This window comes from Nonomuraea sp. NPDC048892, from assembly GCF_040649735.1.
In the GTDB taxonomy this organism is placed as follows: Bacteria; Actinomycetota; Actinomycetes; order Streptosporangiales; family Streptosporangiaceae; genus Nonomuraea; species Nonomuraea maheshkhaliensis.
In genome coordinates, this window is sequence record NZ_JBEZFZ010000014.1 from 37,920 (window position 1) to 53,680 (window position 15,761).

Here is a 15,761-nt window from a genome sequence, read left to right on the forward strand (position 1 = left end):
TGTTGAGCGGGTCAGCGGGCCAGCTCGGCGCGTAGTTCCTCGACCGTCGTCACAGGCATGCGGCAGGTGAACTGCCTGCACACGTACGCGGCCGGTGCGCCGCCGACCGGCTCACGTCCCTCCAGCAGTGCGGGAAAGACGGGCTCACGCCCGGCGAGTCCGTTGTGGTCACCCCGTCCCAGGGCGACGACCAGCCCGGGCGCGGCGGCGAGCAGTGCCTCGCGGTGCAGCGCCGCCGTACGCGGGTCGTCGGCCGGCCCGACCACGGCCACCTCGGCGGGCCCCGACAGCGCCGCACGCGCCACGGCCAGCCCCCACCCCGCGAACCTGGCATGCTGCGTGGCCAGCACCGACACGGTGCCCAGCGCGGCCTGTGCGGCCTCACGGTGCCGGGTGGAGCCGGTCAGCGCCCCGTAGGAGAGCAGGGCGCCGGCGGCCGCGTACTGGCCGGAGGGGGTGGCGTTGTCGGTCGGGTCCTGGGGCCGCTGGAAGAGCCGCTCGGCGTCGTCGGCGGTGTCGTAGAAGCCGCCCGTCCCGTCGGAGAACCGGTCGAGCACGGTGTCGAGCAGCGTGCCCGCCAGCCGCAGCCACCTGGCCTCGCCCGTGACGCCGTACAGGGAGATCAGACCCTCGGCCAGGTCGGCGTAGTCCTCCAGCACGCCGGCGTTCGTGCCCGCCCGGCCGTCCTTGGAGGTGCGCAGCAGCCTGCCGCCGTCGATGTGGGTGCGGGCGAGCAGCTCGGCCGCCTCCGTGGCCGCCGCCACCAGCTCGGGACGCTCGAACACGGCGCCGGTCTCGGCCAGCGCCGCGATGGCCAGGCCGTTCCACGCGGCCACGACCTTGTCGTCGCGCCCGGGACGCACCCGGCGCTCACGGGCGGCCAGCAGCCGCGACCGTACATCCGCGTACCGCTCAGGATCTTCCGGGTCGCGCAGCAGTCGCAGCACGGACGAGCCGTGCTCGAACGTGCCGGCCGCCGTCACCTCGAACAGCCCGGCGGCCCACCGGCCGTCGTCCTCGCCCAGCACCTCGCTCAGCTCCCCGGGCGTCCAGACGTAGAACTTGCCCTCCACGCCCTCGCTGTCGGCGTCGAGGGCCGAGGCGAACCCGCCCTCGGGCGTGCGCAGCTCGCGCAGCAGCCATCCCGCCGTCTCCAGCGCCACCCGCCGCGCGAGCTCGCCGCCGCCCGCCTTCCACCAGTGCGTGTAGACGCGCAGCAGCAGGGCGTTGTCGTAGAGCATCTTCTCGAAGTGCGGCACCACCCACGCGCGGTCCACGCTGTAGCGGGCGAACCCGCCGCCGAGCTGGTCGTACATGCCGCCGCGGGCCATCGCCTCCAGCGTCGCGCCGCTCATCTCCCGCTCGCCCGAGCGCAGCAGGAACTCCAGCACCATCGACGGCGGGAACTTGGGCGCTCCGCCGAACCCGCCGTGGGCCTCGTCGAACGTACGCCGCAGGTCGGCCACGGCCTCGCGCAGCGTCTCCTCGCCCGGCAGCGGCCCAGTGGGCAGGGTGGCGTGCGTGTTGAGCGCCTCCACCACCTTCGCGCCCTGACGCAGCACGGAGTCCCTGTCGCCGGTCCACACCCGGTGCACCTCGGTGAGCAGGCGCTGGAAGGCGGGGCGCGGGAAGTAGGTGCCGCAGTAGAACGGATGCCCGTCGGGCGTCGCGAACACCGTCATCGGCCAGCCGCCCTGCTGCGTCATGGCCTGCGTGGCGCCCATGTAGACGGCGTCGACGTCGGGACGCTCCTCGCGGTCGACCTTGATGTTGACGAAGTGCTCGTTCATGAGGCGCGCGGTGCCGGCGTCCTCGAAGCTCTCATGGGCCATGACGTGACACCAGTGGCAGGCTGAGTAGCCCACGCTGATGAGCAGCGGCACATCCCGCCGGCGCGCCTCCGCGAACGCCTCCTCGCCCCACGGATGCCAGTCGACCGGGTTGTCGGCGTGCTGGAGCAGATAAGGGCTGGTCGCGTCTTTCAACCGGTTCATGAAGCCTCCCCTGCCAACCCTAGACGCCACCACCGCCGTGCCCGGGCGCGCGGGTCTGGGCAGGCTGACTCGGGTGGGTGGGACGGCGTAGGTTACGGGGCGTGGACATGGACTTCCTCCGCGCCTACGCCGGCCGGCCCGCGAGCGGGATCACGCGCAGGGACGTGGCGCGCGCGTTGCTCGCCGTGCCGTCGGGGGTCGCGCTCGTGGCGCTGCCCGACCTGCGGCGGGCCATGATGGCGGCGGGCAACCCGCTCTCCGTCGCGTTCTGGGAGTCGGCCAAGGCGACGCTCGGCTCCATCGAGGCGGGTGTGGCCACGGTCGGTGACGTGCAGCGGTGGGTCGAGTCCACGGGCACGGAGCCGATCCTCGTGACGCCCGGCTACTTCGTGTGGCCGGAGGAGGACGAGCGCGGGCCCGTGGCCACGGAGATGTTCGCGCGGCTGGTGGCCTACCTGGAGGAGCGGGTGGAGGCGGGCGAGGTCGATCCCGACGCGCTGGCGACCGGCGACAGGGCGGCCAGGCAGGCGTACGAGGAGCTGCAGGAGCGCTGGCTGAGCACGCCGCTGCCCGACGGCAGGGTGCCGGGGTTCGCGGTGAGCGACGAGCAGGACGAGGAGCTGTTCGCCGCCTGGGACGAGGAGGAGGCGTTCGCGCTGTCGGAGCTGCGCCGCATCATGGCGGAGCTGCCCGAACGGCCTGAGCTGCCCGCAGAGGAGCTGGAGGCGGCCGCCACGAGGCTGCGGGCGCTGCTGGACCTGCCCGGCTATCCCGGCAGCGTGCTGCGGGCCTGCGCCGGGTTCGACGAGCGGCCGGTGCCGGACGACGACGTGGAGCTGTGGCTGGCGGTGGCGGCGGGCGTCGCGGGGCCGGTCTCCGACCTGTCGGAGGGCGGTGACGTGCTGGAGGAGTTCGCCGACCTGGACGGGGAGCTGGGCGAGGAGGACACGGCGCTGGCCAACCTCTGCGCGATCCAGCACGCCGACTGGCTGGCCGGGGTGGCGGCGCTGGTGCGGCTGGGTCCTGGCGTGCTGGCCTCGCCGGAACGGATGGCGCGGCTCATCGCCGAGTCCGAGGACATCGACATCGACGATCAGGACGAGGACGACCTCGGCGCCACGGAGGGGCTGTTCGCGTCGGTGGTGAGCCTGTGGGGGCACCTCGGCATCGTGGACGGGAGCGAGGTGCTCACCCGGCTGGGCTGGTGGGGGCTGCCGCAGGCGTTGGAACGTGCCTGGTCGCCCGCCGTCGACTGAACCTCCGTCGCGGGTACGTCCGTCGCGAGTGCGTCCTTCGCGGGCACGCCCGGCCGCACGGCCCCGTCAGTCGGTACGGCCCAGTCGTTACGGCGCTGTCAGGCGGTACGGTCCTGGGCGTCCACGAGGTCCTCGAACTCGGGGTGGCGCTTGATGTACTTCGCCACGTACGGGCAGAGCGGCACGACCCGCAGCCCCGTGTCGGCGCTGGTGCGCAGGGCCTGGTCGACCAGCTTGCCGGCCAGCCCCTGCCCCTCGTAGGCGGGCAGCACCTCGGTGTGGGTGAAGACGACCTTGGTGGGCAGCAGCCGATAGTCGGCGAACCCGGCGACCTTGCCGTCCACGAGGATCTCGAACCGGTTTTCCGTCGTGTTGTCGACGACTTCCATCGGCATTTATTCGGCTTTCTTGTCAGCGACGACCTTGTCGTCGGCCCCGTCGGCCCCGGCGGCCTCATCGACCCCGTCGGTCCCGCCGGCCCGATCGCCGGCGGCATCGGACGCCCGGCCGTCGGCGCTGTCGTCGAGTTCGCTCTCGCGCGGCACCTGGATCTTCGACATCTGCTTGTTCATCGACTTGATCAGGAGATAGAGGGCGAATCCGATGAGGGCCACGACGATGAAACCGAGGACGCCCGGGCTCACGTCACCAGCTGCTAGAACGGTCACCCTTCCAGTCTGCCACCGGGGGGTCGTGCTCCGGCCAGGGGCGCCGTCAGTGGCAGGCGGGCTCGACCTCGTCGGCGTGGATGCCGGCGAACAGGTCGTCCTCGGGCAGCTCGGTGTCGACCAGCGAGCGGGCCAGGTGGTAGTCCTCGGTCGGCCAGATCTCCTGCTGTAGTTCGCGCGGGCAGACGAACCAGAAGCCGTCGGGGTCGACCTGGGTGGCGTGCGCCAGCAGGGCCTCGTCGCGGATCTCGAAGTAGTCGCCGCAGGGCACGCGCGTGGTCACCGGCCACTTGGCGGGGCGGTCCTCCCAGCGGGCGATCCAGTCGGAGTAGGGGGAGCCGAGGCCGCGCTCGGTCATGGCCTCGTGCAGAGCCTCGAAGCGCTCCTTGGTGAAGCCCATCTGGTAGTAGAGCTTGAGCGGCTGCCACGGGTCGCCGGCGCCCGGGTAGCGGTCGGGGTCGCCGGCCGCCTCGAAGGCCTCGACGGAGACCTTGTTCGTCATGATGTGGTCGGGGTGGGGGTAGCCGCCGTCGTCGTCGTACGTGATGATCACGTGCGGCCTGAACTCGCGTACGGCGGCCACCAGCGGAGCGGCGGCGTCTTCAAGCTTGTGCAGGGCGAAGCAGCCCTCGGGCAGCTCCTCCTCCTCGCTCTCCGGCAGCCCGGAGTCGACGAAGCCCAGGAAACGCTGCTCGACGCCGAGGATCTCGCGCGCCCTGGCCATCTCGGCCCTGCGCACCTCGCCGATGTTGGCCACGATCTCGGGCCGGTCCATCTTGGGGTTCAGCACCGAGCCGCGCTCACCGCCTGTCAGCGTACAGACCAGCACTTCCACGCCTTCGCGGACATAACGCGCCATCGTCGCGGCACCCTTGCTCGACTCGTCGTCGGGGTGGGCGTGAACGGCCATCAGCCTCAGCGGTGCACTCACGAGCTCGATGCTCCTCAGTCGGGACCAGTCAGTCGCCCAGAGAGGTTAGTTTCTGCTGGGCGGTCGCGAGGGCACACCCCCCGCGGGCGACAATTGTCTCGGATAACGCTCAGGGAGTGCAGGGAGATTCCGCCATGGCCACCAGAGATGTCGAGAACGGACCGGTTCTCGGCACCCCCGACGACTTCCCCGATCGCCCCAAGCGAGGTGGCCGGCTCGTCGTCCACGTGGTGATCGGCGTGCTCGTCGCCATCATCGCCGGTGGGTGGGGTTACGTGATGTGGTCGATGACCGCGGGCGGGTCGGAGGCGCCGTCGCAGGTGATCACGTTCGAGGTGCTGGGGCCCAGCCGCGCCGAGATCACCTTTGAGGTGTACAAGGCAGACGATAGGGTGGCCGTCTGCCGGATCAGGGCGCTGGACGTCGATCACGCGGAAGTGGGCAGCAAGGAAGTAAGAATCCCGGCTGGTGAGGGTAGTAAGCAGCTCAAGGAAAGCCTCGACACGAGCGGTCAGGCGACTTCCGTCCACATCCAGTACTGCAATCTCGTATAGTGAGACATTTGGGGAAGCGTTCGAGCGGTTAACTTGTTAGCCTTTCGCAATTCAACCGTACGCATCCTCAAGTGATCTCAGGGCCCCCTAGGCAAGCAAGGAGAACCCGTGGCCGACTCTCGCGATGAGAACGTCACCTGGCTGACGCAGGAGGCGTACGACCGCCTGAAGGGGGAGTACGAATACCTCTCCGGCCCCGGGCGCGTCGACATCGCCAAGAAGATCGAGGCTGCCCGCGAAGAAGGCGACCTGAAGGAGAACGGCGGCTACCACGCCGCCAAGGACGAGCAGGGCAAGATGGAGGCCAGGATCTTCCACCTGCGCCAGATCCTCGACAACGCCCAGGTGGGCGAGGCCCCCAAGGCCGAGGGTGTGGTCGGGCCCGGCATGACCGTCACGATCAGGTTCGTCGGTGACGACGACGAGGTCACCTTCCTGCTCGCCTCCCGCGAGGAGAGCGGAGCGCCGATCGACGTCTATTCGCCCAAGTCCCCGCTGGGCTCGGCGATCAACGGCAAGAAGATCGGTGAGAAGGCGACCTACTCCATGCCCAACGGACGGCAGAACACCGTCGAGATCCTCGAGGCTGTGCCGTACATCGGCAACTGACCCCCCTGGACGACGACCGCCGGGCCCACGCTGGCCCGGCGGCATTTTCGCATTCATCCGGAATTCGGCAAGACCTCAGTTTCTTAGTCAAAACCCGTAAGCGGCGCAACACGCTCAAACTCGTGCCATTCATCGTGGTGGCGCTCGTGGCGGTGATGACCGCCGACGTGCTGCTGCTCACGCAGGCCCGCACGGCCGTCGAGCCCGTCGCGGTACGCGCCACGCCGAAACAGTCGCTGCTGGCCGACAAGCGCCCCCAAGAACGGCGCTCCCAAGAACAGCGCCCCCAGGAACAGACCTCGCAGGCCAGGACCCTCCAGCCGGTCGCGCCGCTGGGCAAACTGCACAAGCCCAACCTGTTCGTGCTCACCCGCAGGCCGTTCACCAACGCCGCTTTACAGAGGGTCGCGAGACTTTCCGGCGTACGCGCGCTGGAGCTGGCCGACGCGGCCTCGATCACGCTCGACGGCAAGCGGGTACAGACCCTGGCCGTCAACCCCTCCACGTTCCGCGCCTACACCCCCAAGGTGACCGCCGCGTCCGACGCGCTCTGGCAGAACGTGGCGGCCGGTGACGTGGCGGTCTCGTTCGTGCTGGGCAACGACGGCGGGCTCACGCTGCACCGCAGGGTGCCGGCGGGCTCGGCGGGCAACCTGCGCATCGGCGCGTACGCCACCACGGGCTTCGGCGCGGTGGACGCGGTCGTGTCCAGGGACGTCGGCCGTACCCTCGGGGTGCCGCAGAACAACGCGCTCATCGTCAGCGCGCCCAAGGCCAACTCCGACACCCTGCGCAAGCGCATCCTGAAGGTGTTGCCCAAGGGCACGCAGGTGGCCATGGTCAACCCGGTGCTGCCCCGCCCGCGGCAGAGCGTGGCGCGCAACTGGCCGGCCGGCTCGTTCATGACGGGCGAACAGCTCACGGTGGCGCTCAGGGCGGCCGTGTCCAAGCTGGGCCGCCCCTACGTCTGGGGCGCCGAGGGCCCCGACACCTTCGACTGCTCGGGCCTGGTCCAGTGGGCCTTCGCGCAGGCCGGGGTGCGGATGCCGCGGGTGACGCACCAGCAGTGGGTGACCGGGCCACAGGTGCCGCTCGCGCAGGCGCAGCCGGGCGACCTGCTCTTCTGGCGCAACGACCCGACCAACCCCGACTACATCTCGCACGTGGCGATCTACTGGGGTGACGGGAAGATGTTGCACGCGCCGCGCACCGGCGACGTGGTCAAGATCGTCCCGGTGAACACCCGCAACCTGGCCGGAGTCGTCCGCGTCAGCCCCGTGGCGGCGGCCGGGGTCCGATAGCCCGTCAGAAGCTCGCTCCGGACGGTGTCAGAGCCTCCGGGGAGAGGCCAGGGCGTCGGGAGCCTCCTCGACTGGAGACCGAAGAACCGGAGACCGGAGACACGCCTCATGGACAGTCTTCGCTATCCCTTCCGTGCATCGGCGCCGCAACTATGTAATGTTGATTACATGGCAACAGATGATGCGACCGCGCAGGTGCGCGGCTGGTTCACCGGGCGGCTGCCCGAAGGCTGGTTCACCGGCGCGCCCGAGATCGTCAGGGACCGCGAGGAGATCGCGGTACTCGGCACCCTGCCCGGCCCTCCAGAAGACGTGCCGGAGTCCGAGCGCGCCGCGCTGATCGAGGGGCTCGCGGTCAGGTTCAGGGAGGAGACGCGCGAACGGCGGATCGAGATCGCCAGGGAGGCCGAGCGCAAGTTCCGGCAGAAGGTCTCCTGGGGTGTCGTCTGCGGCGGTGAGACTGTGATGTTCACCACACTCTCCGTGCCCGTCATGACCCGCCTGCGTCAGTCGGAACGCCAGGTGCTCGACACGCTCGTGGCCGCGGGTGTGGCCAGGAGTCGCAGCGACGCACTCGCCTGGTGCGTGCGCCTGGTGGGCAAGAACACCGACACCTGGCTGAGCGATCTGCGCGACGCTCTCCAGCACGTCGACCGCGTTCGCTCCGCGGGGCCGGACGTCAATTCCTGAGACGGCCCAGGGGAAACGGCTCCGGCATTGGACTAAACCACTTCGAAAATTGGTTTAGACCAGCTTAATTGGACTGGACCAGTGCTCGGAATTGCTTCTTTTAAATCCGCTCGGCCTGGGTAGGCTCCCCCAATCGTCAAGGCCTCTGCCTGCGGCGACGGCCTGGCCAAGAGGTCTATGCCAATTGGCTTTCCGGCCGCCTCGTCGTTAATGATGACTGGGCCTTGGAAGAGTGGAGGAGTCACCGCCGTGTCCGTTTCCGTGGAAGTAACCGCACCCACCACCAATAGTGAATTGCGGGCGTGGGTGAGCGAGATCGCAGCCCTGACCCAGCCCGACCGCATCGAGTGGTGCGACGGGTCTGAGGAGGAGTGGACGCGTCTGACCAACCTCCTCGTCGAGCAGGGAACGCTCACGCGCCTGGCCGCCAGGCCCAACAGCTTCTACGCCAAGTCCGACCCCACCGACGTGGCGCGGGTGGAGGACCGTACCTTCATCTGCTCCGAGCGGGAGGACGACGCCGGGCCCACGAACAACTGGATCGCCCCCGGCGAGATGCGGCAGACGTTCGGCGCGCTGTTCAAGGGCTGCATGCGCGGCAGGACCATGTACGTCGTGCCCTTCTGCATGGGCCCGCTGGGCGGCGAGATCTCGCAGCTCGGCGTCGAGATCACCGACTCCGCGTACGTCGCCGTCTCCATGCGGGTCATGACCCGCATGGGCGACAGGGCGCTGCGGCTGATCGAGGAGCGCGGCGACTTCGTCAGGGCGGTGCACTCCGTCGGGGCGCCGCTCGAACCCGGCCAGGACGACGTGCCCTGGCCGTGCAGCAGCACGAAGTACATCAGCCACTTCCCCGAGACCCGCGAGATCTGGTCCTACGGCTCCGGCTACGGCGGCAACGCCCTGCTCGGCAAGAAGTGCTACGCCCTGCGCATCGCCAGCGTCATGGCCCGCGACGAGGGCTGGCTGGCCGAGCACATGCTCATCCTCAAGCTCACGCCGCCTTCCGGCGAGACCCGCTACATCGCCGCCGCCTTCCCGAGCGCGTGCGGCAAGACCAACCTCGCCATGCTCCAGCCCACGATCCCCGGCTGGAAGGTCGAGACGATCGGCGACGACATCGCCTGGATGCGCTTCGGCGACGACGGCCGGCTCTACGCGATCAATCCCGAGGCCGGCTTCTTCGGCGTCGCCCCCGGCACCGGCGAGGTGACGAACGCCAACGCGATCAAGACGCTCTGGGGCAACAGCATCTTCACCAACGTCGCCCTCACCGACGACGGCGACGTGTGGTGGGAGGGCCTCACGGAGCGGCCTCCCGCGCACCTGACCGACTGGAAGGGCCGCTCGTGGACGCCTGACAGCGACGAGCCCGCCGCTCATCCGAACGCCCGCTTCACCACCCCGGCCGGGCAGTGCCCGACCATCGCACCCGAGTGGCAGGACCCCAAGGGCGTGCCCATCTCGGCGATTCTGTTCGGCGGCCGCCGCGCCACCGCCGTACCTCTGGTGACAGAGTCGCTGAGCTGGGAGCACGGCGTCTTTCTCGGAGCCAACGTCGCCTCCGAGAAGACCGCCGCCGCCGAGGGCAAGGTCGGCGAGCTGCGTCACGACCCGTTCGCCATGCTGCCGTTCTGCGGCTACAACATGGGCGACTACTTCGGCCACTGGATCAACATCGGCCGGCGCGAGGGCGCGCGGCTGCCGCGCATCTACTACGTCAACTGGTTCCGCAAGAACGCCGACGGCAAGTTCATCTGGCCGGGCTTCGGCGAGAACAGCCGGGTGCTCAAGTGGGTCGTCGAGCGGCTGAACGGCGAGGCCAAGGCCGTGCCCACCGCGATCGGCCTGCTGCCCGGCGACCTCGACACCGAGGGCCTGGACCTGCCCGAGGACGACCTGCGCACGCTGCTGAGCGTCGACCGCGAGGTGTGGCGCGAGGAGGCCGCGCTGATCCCGGCCCACTTCGAGACCTTCGGCAGCCACCTGCCGAAGGAGCTGTGGGACGAGTACAACGCGCTGCTCGACCGCCTCGGCTGACGCGATCTCCCTTGTGTGGTACGGCGGATGCCGTCTAACTTGACGCACTGTCGTACCGCGAGGGAGGGGCGCCCGTGGACTCGATCCTGCTCGTCGCCGCCATCGGCGTGTTCCTCGTGGTCAGCCGGGCCGGGCAGCGGGTCGAACGCGAGCGCCGCCGCGTCGGCGAGCGCGAGCCGAGCGGCGCCGGCCACCGGCTGAACCACTACGAGCTGGCCTACCTGGCAGGCGGGCCGAGACGGGCCATCAACACGGCGCTGGCCGTCCTCGCGACGGCCGGCGCCGTCCGCGTGTCCAGGGGCTCGCAGGTCACGCCGGTGCACGGCGCGCGCCCCTCGCCCGACCCGCTCGAACAGGCCGTGCTGGACACACTGGCGGCCAGGCCGGGCGGCTGCCGCGCCGGTGAGCTGCGCCGCGAGCTGGAGCGGCACCCCGCCCTCACGGCGCTGGCCGGCGGGCTGGAGGCACGCGGCCTGATCGTGCCCCAGCAGGCGTACGGCACGGCGTGGCGGCTCAGGGACCGGCTCAAGTGGATCACCCTCGGAGCCGCCGGCTACCTGGTGCTGCTGATCGTGCTGGACAACCTCGACCTGGCGGGGGAGGAGACGGCGTTCGCCGGAGCGCTGTTCATCGCGGCGGTCGCCCTGGTCACGGGCCTGGTGGCACTCGCCAAGCAGGACCGGCGGCTGCACAGCGTCACCACCAGGGAGGGCCGCGCCGTCCTGGTCGCGGCCCGCGGCCACCATCCCAGAGGCGTGCGCGATCCGGCCTCGCTGGCCCTGGCGGTGGGTGTCCCCGTCGCCCTGTACGGGCTCCAGGACGCCGGTGACCAGGCGCTCTGCGACGAGCTGTCGGCAGGGGACCCCGGAGGCGACTGCGCCGGCTCCTGCGGCACCCATGCGGGCGGCGACGGCACCACGTACGGCACCGACTCCTACGGCGGCGGCGACTTCGGCGGCTCAGGCGGTGACTCGGGAGGCGGGTCGAGCTGCGGGTCCAGTTGCGGGTCGAGCTGTGGTGGCGGCAGCGGATGACCCAAGACCGTCAAGTATCCCATGATCGGCAAATGCGGAAAAGTACCGGTAGATAGCGAAACGAGCAGAAGTCCGGCCGTCGCGTCCGCGGTGGCTAGCGTGCTTCGTAGGCGTACCATCCGGTACGCACTCCCAGCTCGGCCTACGAGGGGAGGCCGCACATGGACTTGTTTCTGCTGATCGTTTCGGTGGGCCTGGGCGCTTACGCCGTCAGCACCACCACGAACATCCGGCGCGCACGGGCCGACATCCTGGCCACAGCCGGATCCGGGCGTCTGCGTCTCGGCCATTACGACCTGGCGTACCTGGTGGGCGGCCCGCAGCGGGTGGCCGACACCGCCATCGCGCTGCTGGCCGGCTCCGGCGACCTGCGCATGTCACGCGGCGGCAGGGTGCACAAGGTGACGAAGGGGACCGTCACCCGCGAGCCGGTGGAGGCGGCCGTGCTCGGCGCGGTGGCCGTCCGCTCGGGCCTGCCCGTGATGTCGCTGCGGATCGAGGTCACCAGGAGCTTCGCGGTGCAGGCGATCAAGCAGCGCCTCACGGACGAGGGCCTGCTGTTCGAGGACGGCTCGTTCGCCCGGGTGCGCAGGCTCTGCTTCCGGCTGCGGATGACGTCGGTGGCGGCCTACGCCGGCGCCGGGCTGGAAGGACTGACGGTGCTCGTGGACCCGGCCTTCCTCGCCGTCCTGGCTCTGCTCGTCTTCGCGGGTGCGGGGATCGCCGCCGAGGTCGTGCTGGCCGGTCACCGGCGCCGCCTGCGCGACGGGCTGACCGCGTCGGGCCACGAGGCGATCGAGCGGGCCAGGCGCGAGAACGCCGAGGGCGTCGCCGAAGGCCCCGTGCCGATCGCGCTCTACGGGCCCCGTTCCGTCCAGGACCCGGCCCTGCGGACGGAATTGCGCAAGCGTGAGCCCCGTCGCGAACGCCGGCCCAGGGCCGCCGCCTCCTACGCCGACAACGGCACGCTGGTCTCCTACAGCCACACATCGGGCTACGGCAGCGGAGCGTCCGGCTGCGGCGGGGGCGGCGGCTGCGGTGGCGGAGGTTGCGGAGGAGGATGCTGACATGACCGGGCTGGGCGTGGGCATCGGCTGGCGGTCCGAGCTGGACCTGACCATCGAACGGATGGACGGCGTCGACTTCCTCGAGGTGGTCGCCGAGAACGTCAAGCCCGCGCGGTTACCCGAGTCGCTGCGCGTGCTGCGGGCCAGGGGCCTGACGGTCGTCCCGCACGGGGTGTCGCTCGGGATCGGGGGCGCCGAACCGCCGTCCCCGGCCCGCCTGGCCCACCTGGCCGCCTGCGCCCAGGCCCTGGACGCGCCCCTGGTGAGCGAGCACCTGGCGTTCGTCAGGGGCGGCGGCATCGAGGCCGGGCACCTGCTGCCCGTGCCGCGCACCCGCGCGTCGCTGCGGGTCGTCACGGAGAACGTGCGCCGCGCCCAGGACGCGCTGCCCGTCCCGCTGGCGCTGGAGAACGTCGCCGCCATCTTCGGCTGGCCCGAGGACGAGCTGACCGAGGCGGAGTTCCTGGCCGAGCTGGTGGAACGCACGGGGGTGGGGCTGCTGATCGATGTGGCCAACCTCTACACCAACCAGGTCAACCTGGGCCTCCCGGCCGTGGCGGCGCTCGACGCGCTGCCGCTCGACCACCTGGCGTACGTGCACGTCGCCGGCGGGTACGAGCACGGCGGCATCTGGCACGACACGCACACCACGACCGCGCCGCAGGCCGTGCTGGACCTGCTCACCGAGCTGTGCGCCCGCGTCACCCCGCCGGGCGTGCTGCTGGAGTGGGACGACGAGTACCCGAGCGACGCGATGCTGGCGGGCGAGCTGTCCAGGATCAGGGCCGCGATGGCCCAGGCAGGAGAGCGCCGGTGAGCCGGGAACCGTCCGGCAGGGCGTCCGGCGCCGCGCCGGACGCCACGCAAGACCGGGTGGGTGCCGCGCACGAGGACGAGGTGGCTCGGCTGGCCGAGGCGCAGGCTCGGGTCGTGGTGGCGTTGGTCGCAGGGGCGGAGGTGCCGGACGGGTTCGATCCCGGCCGGATGCGTGCCCAGGCGGCGAGCCTGATCGCCAAGCGGCGCGGCATCGTGGCCAGGATCCGCCCCGACACGGCCGTCGCGGCGGGCCAGGACCTGGCCGCCGAGTTCGCCGCGTACGCGCGGGCCCGCACGGCGCCGCCGCCCGATTACCGCACCGACGCCGACGACTTCGCCGCCTGGCTGCGCGAACGCGGCAGGATGCCCCCAACGCAACCCGCCGAGCCGCCCGAGCCGCCCGCGCGGCGGCGCTGGTGGTCCAGGATCCGCGGCCTAAGCTGATCGTAGCAAGCGCTTGGGAGGCGGCATGCGGATCGTCAACATGGGCCAATGGCCCCTGACCGAGGCGGACGAGCACCGGCACGAGCCCGGCGGCGAGCCGCTGTGGAACGAGTCCTGGTACTACGACTTCGTCTCCGAGGACGGCGAGGTGGCCGGATACATCCGGCTCGGCCTCTATCCCCACTGGAAGCGCGCCTGGTACTGGGCCTGCCTCGTGACCCCCGGCGGCCTCGTCACCCGTATCGACCACGAGGCCCCGCTGCCCGCAGGCGACCTCACGGTGACGGGCCAGGACTACACGGCCACCCACACCACGACCCACCCCTTCGGACCGGCCAGGATCGGCCTGACCTCGGACGACCTGACGTTCGACCTGGAGTGGCGCCCGGCGGCGGGCGTCTACGGCTACGCCATCACCCCCCGCTACGAGATCCCCTGCCAGGTCACCGGCACCATCGGCGGCGTCCCCTTCCACGGTCACGGCGAGCGCGACCACAGCTGGGGCGTGCGCGACTGGTGGTCACTGTCGTGGTTGTGGAGCAGCGCCCGCCTGGACGACGGCACCTACCTGCACGGCATGCGGGCCAACCTGGGCCAGGAGCTGCCTTGGCCGGCCTTCCTGGCCGGTGACGGCGGCCTGGAGCACGTCGAGGGCTTCTCGGCGGCGACCACGTTCGATGGTGACCGGCCCGTCGAGACGGTGCTGGCCTTCCCCGGGAACGCCACGACCGTGCGCCCGATCGCCTTCGCCCCCGTGACGCTGACCTCCCCCGAGGGCGAGGTGGCCGAGTTCCCCCGGGCGATGTGCGCGTACGAGACCGAGGACGGGCGTACCGGCTACGGCTGGACGGAGTGGCACCAGCCGCCCGGCTGGCGCGAGCACGCATGGAAGCCCCAGTAAAACGCCGGTTTAGCGGCCTTTCGGGCGGATACGGAGAAGGCGTGGGAGGACTACGCTGTGTTGACGGCTCGTTCCTGAGCGTCACGCCCGTCGCGTGCACCGACAGCGTCGGCACGCCGTACGAGATCACCCTGGAGCTCCACCGCGACGGCACCCCGTACGGGAGCGTGGGCGAGCGCTGCGGCTGGCTGCTGAGCCGGTTGGCGCGCGGCGTCGACGAGGCCCGCAGGGGCGGCGGGGCGGCCAGGCGGTGGTCCGACCCCGATGACCGTTTCCCCGGTGAGGAGCCCGACAGCGAGCTGTTCTCCTTCCGCTACCGCACGAGGGCCGGCCTGGTGGGCGGCGGAGAGCTGCGCTGCCAGCTGCGGACCATCCCCATGTGGCAGCCGGGCCCCGGCGCGTGGCGGCTGACCAGGAGGGCGTTCGTGGAGGCGTGGGGCACCACGGGCGTGGGCATGCGGGCCGTGCTGACCTCGTCGGAGCTGTCGGCGTTCGTGGGCGAGCTGGTGAATGAGGCGGAAGGGTGTCTGGAAGGTAGAGATATTGCGAGGAATCCGGTAGAAGGAGCAGGCACGGACGATTCGCGGTGATAATTGCCTGTTGAGGCAAGCGCCCCAAGGGCACAGCACCGCTGGGAGGCACTCCGTGGGCCTGCGCGATCTGGTCTACCGGCTGTACGAACGCCGGCTGGAGGCCAAGCTGTCGAAGGACAGCGTCCCCCGGCATGTCGGGGTCATCATCGACGGCAACCGCCGCTGGGCGCGCGCCATGGGCATGCGCGACGTGGCGTCGGGCCACCGCAAGGGCGCCGACAAGATCTCCGAGCTGCTCGGCTGGTGCCGGGAGAGCGGCGTCGAGGTCGTCACGGTCTGGATGTTGTCCAACGACAACCTCAACCGGCCGCGCGAAGAGCTGGAGCCCCTGCTGCGCATCATCGAGGACGTGACGCAGGAGCTCGTGGCGGAAGGCTGGCGCATCAGCCCCGTCGGCGCGCTCGATCTGCTCCCGGACCGCACGGCTAATGTCCTAAAAAATGCAAAAGAAGCGTCATCACACCGTCCAGGCCTGATTGTGAACGTTGCAGTTGGGTATGGAGGAAGACGTGAGATTGCCGATGCGGTGCGCTCACTGCTCCAGGAGCACGCGAGCAAGGGAGCGAGCATCGAGGACCTCGTCGAGGTACTCGATGTCGAGCACATCGCGGAGCATCTCTACACTCGCGGCCAGCCCGATCCGGATCTCCTCATCCGGACTTCGGGCGAGCAACGTCTGTCCGGCTTCATGCTCTGGCAGAGCGCTCACTCTGAGTTCTACTTCCACGAGGCTTACTGGCCGGACTTCCGCAGGGTCGACTTCCTGCGGGCGTTGCGTGATTACGCTGCGAGGCACCGGCGTTACGGTTCCTGACGCGACATTCGGGTATCCAGGACGTAACGTTGGAAGTGTCCGATCA

At 70.4% G+C, this 15,761-nt stretch carries 17 protein-coding genes; 13 read left to right on the plus strand and 4 right to left on the minus strand.

The window, feature by feature from the left end; all coding sequences use genetic code 11:
* Window positions 1-11: 11 nt before the first annotated feature.
* Complete coding sequence (locus tag AB0C28_RS35560; RefSeq protein ID WP_358080098.1) at window positions 12-1,994, minus strand: thioredoxin domain-containing protein; 1,983 nt, start codon at window positions 1,992-1,994, stop codon at window positions 12-14.
* 107 nt (window positions 1,995-2,101) lie between these two features.
* On the opposite strand from AB0C28_RS35560, the gene AB0C28_RS35565 reads away from it, so the two are divergent.
* On the plus strand, window positions 2,102-3,250 hold the full coding sequence (locus AB0C28_RS35565; protein WP_358080181.1) for a hypothetical protein: 1,149 nt from the start codon (window positions 2,102-2,104) through the stop codon (window positions 3,248-3,250).
* A gap of 98 nt (window positions 3,251-3,348) precedes the next feature.
* On the opposite strand, the gene AB0C28_RS35570 is transcribed toward AB0C28_RS35565, so the two are convergent.
* The 3 genes from AB0C28_RS35570 to mca all read right to left on the minus strand — a co-directional run bounded on the left by AB0C28_RS35570 (window position 3,349) and on the right by mca (window position 4,849).
* The gene (locus AB0C28_RS35570) at window positions 3,349-3,645 is read right to left on the minus strand and encodes a GNAT family N-acetyltransferase (protein ID WP_357855043.1); all 297 of its coding nucleotides are present in this window, start codon (window positions 3,643-3,645) and stop codon (window positions 3,349-3,351) included.
* Entirely contained in the window at window positions 3,646-3,894 is a 249-nt protein-coding gene (locus tag AB0C28_RS35575) for a hypothetical protein (RefSeq protein ID WP_358080099.1), read from the minus strand.
* Between the two features lie 70 nt (window positions 3,895-3,964).
* The gene (mca, locus tag AB0C28_RS35580; RefSeq protein WP_357855037.1) at window positions 3,965-4,849 is read right to left on the minus strand and encodes a mycothiol conjugate amidase Mca; all 885 of its coding nucleotides are present in this window, start codon (window positions 4,847-4,849) and stop codon (window positions 3,965-3,967) included.
* Between the two features lie 134 nt (window positions 4,850-4,983).
* On the opposite strand from mca, the gene AB0C28_RS35585 reads away from it, so the two are divergent.
* The 12 genes from AB0C28_RS35585 to AB0C28_RS35640 all read left to right on the plus strand — a co-directional run bounded on the left by AB0C28_RS35585 (window position 4,984) and on the right by AB0C28_RS35640 (window position 15,715).
* On the plus strand, window positions 4,984-5,403 hold the full coding sequence (locus AB0C28_RS35585; protein WP_326635065.1) for a DUF4307 domain-containing protein: 420 nt from the start codon (window positions 4,984-4,986) through the stop codon (window positions 5,401-5,403).
* Window positions 5,404-5,511: 108 nt separating this feature from the next.
* A complete protein-coding gene (gene greA, locus AB0C28_RS35590; RefSeq protein WP_106240602.1) occupies window positions 5,512-6,012 on the plus strand; it encodes a transcription elongation factor GreA in 501 nt (166 codons plus the stop codon).
* Between the two features lie 122 nt (window positions 6,013-6,134).
* On the plus strand, window positions 6,135-7,313 hold the full coding sequence (locus AB0C28_RS35595; RefSeq protein ID WP_357855034.1) for a C40 family peptidase: 1,179 nt from the start codon (window positions 6,135-6,137) through the stop codon (window positions 7,311-7,313).
* A gap of 168 nt (window positions 7,314-7,481) precedes the next feature.
* On the plus strand, window positions 7,482-8,003 hold the full coding sequence (locus tag AB0C28_RS35600) for a hypothetical protein (protein ID WP_358080100.1): 522 nt from the start codon (window positions 7,482-7,484) through the stop codon (window positions 8,001-8,003).
* A gap of 213 nt (window positions 8,004-8,216) precedes the next feature.
* Window positions 8,217-10,046, plus strand: a complete 1,830-nt coding sequence (locus AB0C28_RS35605; protein WP_358080182.1) for a phosphoenolpyruvate carboxykinase (GTP) — start codon at window positions 8,217-8,219, stop codon at window positions 10,044-10,046.
* 74 nt (window positions 10,047-10,120) lie between these two features.
* Window positions 10,121-11,080 (plus strand): TIGR04222 domain-containing membrane protein, encoded by a 960-nt coding sequence (locus tag AB0C28_RS35610; RefSeq protein WP_358080101.1) that lies wholly within the window; start codon window positions 10,121-10,123, stop codon window positions 11,078-11,080.
* A gap of 161 nt (window positions 11,081-11,241) precedes the next feature.
* A complete protein-coding gene (locus tag AB0C28_RS35615; protein ID WP_358080102.1) occupies window positions 11,242-12,147 on the plus strand; it encodes a TIGR04222 domain-containing membrane protein in 906 nt (301 codons plus the stop codon).
* Between the two features lies 1 nt (window position 12,148).
* A complete protein-coding gene (locus AB0C28_RS35620) occupies window positions 12,149-12,964 on the plus strand; it encodes a DUF692 domain-containing protein (RefSeq protein WP_358080103.1) in 816 nt (271 codons plus the stop codon).
* Window positions 12,961-13,407, plus strand: a complete 447-nt coding sequence (locus tag AB0C28_RS35625; protein ID WP_358080104.1) for a hypothetical protein — start codon at window positions 12,961-12,963, stop codon at window positions 13,405-13,407. The genes AB0C28_RS35620 and AB0C28_RS35625 overlap by 4 nt, the downstream gene beginning before the upstream one ends.
* A gap of 25 nt (window positions 13,408-13,432) precedes the next feature.
* Entirely contained in the window at window positions 13,433-14,308 is an 876-nt protein-coding gene (locus tag AB0C28_RS35630; protein ID WP_358080105.1) for a hypothetical protein, read from the plus strand.
* Between the two features lie 41 nt (window positions 14,309-14,349).
* Window positions 14,350-14,898 (plus strand): hypothetical protein, encoded by a 549-nt coding sequence (locus AB0C28_RS35635; protein ID WP_357855014.1) that lies wholly within the window; start codon window positions 14,350-14,352, stop codon window positions 14,896-14,898.
* A 55-nt stretch (window positions 14,899-14,953) separates the two neighbouring features.
* Window positions 14,954-15,715, plus strand: coding sequence for an isoprenyl transferase (locus AB0C28_RS35640; RefSeq protein ID WP_106240621.1), 762 nt, complete (start codon window positions 14,954-14,956; stop codon window positions 15,713-15,715).
* Window positions 15,716-15,761 lie beyond the last annotated feature (46 nt).

Bases quoted from the DNA above. Each gene is read 5' to 3' on its own strand.
- AB0C28_RS35560 (WP_358080098.1), bottom strand. From the start codon at position 1,994: ATGAACCGGTTGAAAGACGCGACCAGCCCTTATCTGCTCCAGCACGCC.
- AB0C28_RS35565 (WP_358080181.1), top strand. From the start codon at position 2,102: ATGGACTTCCTCCGCGCCTACGCCGGCCGGCCCGCGAGCGGGATCACG.
- AB0C28_RS35570 (WP_357855043.1), bottom strand. From the start codon at position 3,645: ATGCCGATGGAAGTCGTCGACAACACGACGGAAAACCGGTTCGAGATC.
- AB0C28_RS35585 (WP_326635065.1), top strand. From the start codon at position 4,984: ATGGCCACCAGAGATGTCGAGAACGGACCGGTTCTCGGCACCCCCGAC.
- AB0C28_RS35600 (WP_358080100.1), top strand. From the start codon at position 7,482: ATGGCAACAGATGATGCGACCGCGCAGGTGCGCGGCTGGTTCACCGGG.
- AB0C28_RS35605 (WP_358080182.1), top strand. From the start codon at position 8,217: ATGACTGGGCCTTGGAAGAGTGGAGGAGTCACCGCCGTGTCCGTTTCC.
- AB0C28_RS35615 (WP_358080102.1), top strand. From the start codon at position 11,242: ATGGACTTGTTTCTGCTGATCGTTTCGGTGGGCCTGGGCGCTTACGCC.
- AB0C28_RS35620 (WP_358080103.1), top strand. From the start codon at position 12,149: ATGACCGGGCTGGGCGTGGGCATCGGCTGGCGGTCCGAGCTGGACCTG.
- AB0C28_RS35630 (WP_358080105.1), top strand. From the start codon at position 13,433: ATGCGGATCGTCAACATGGGCCAATGGCCCCTGACCGAGGCGGACGAG.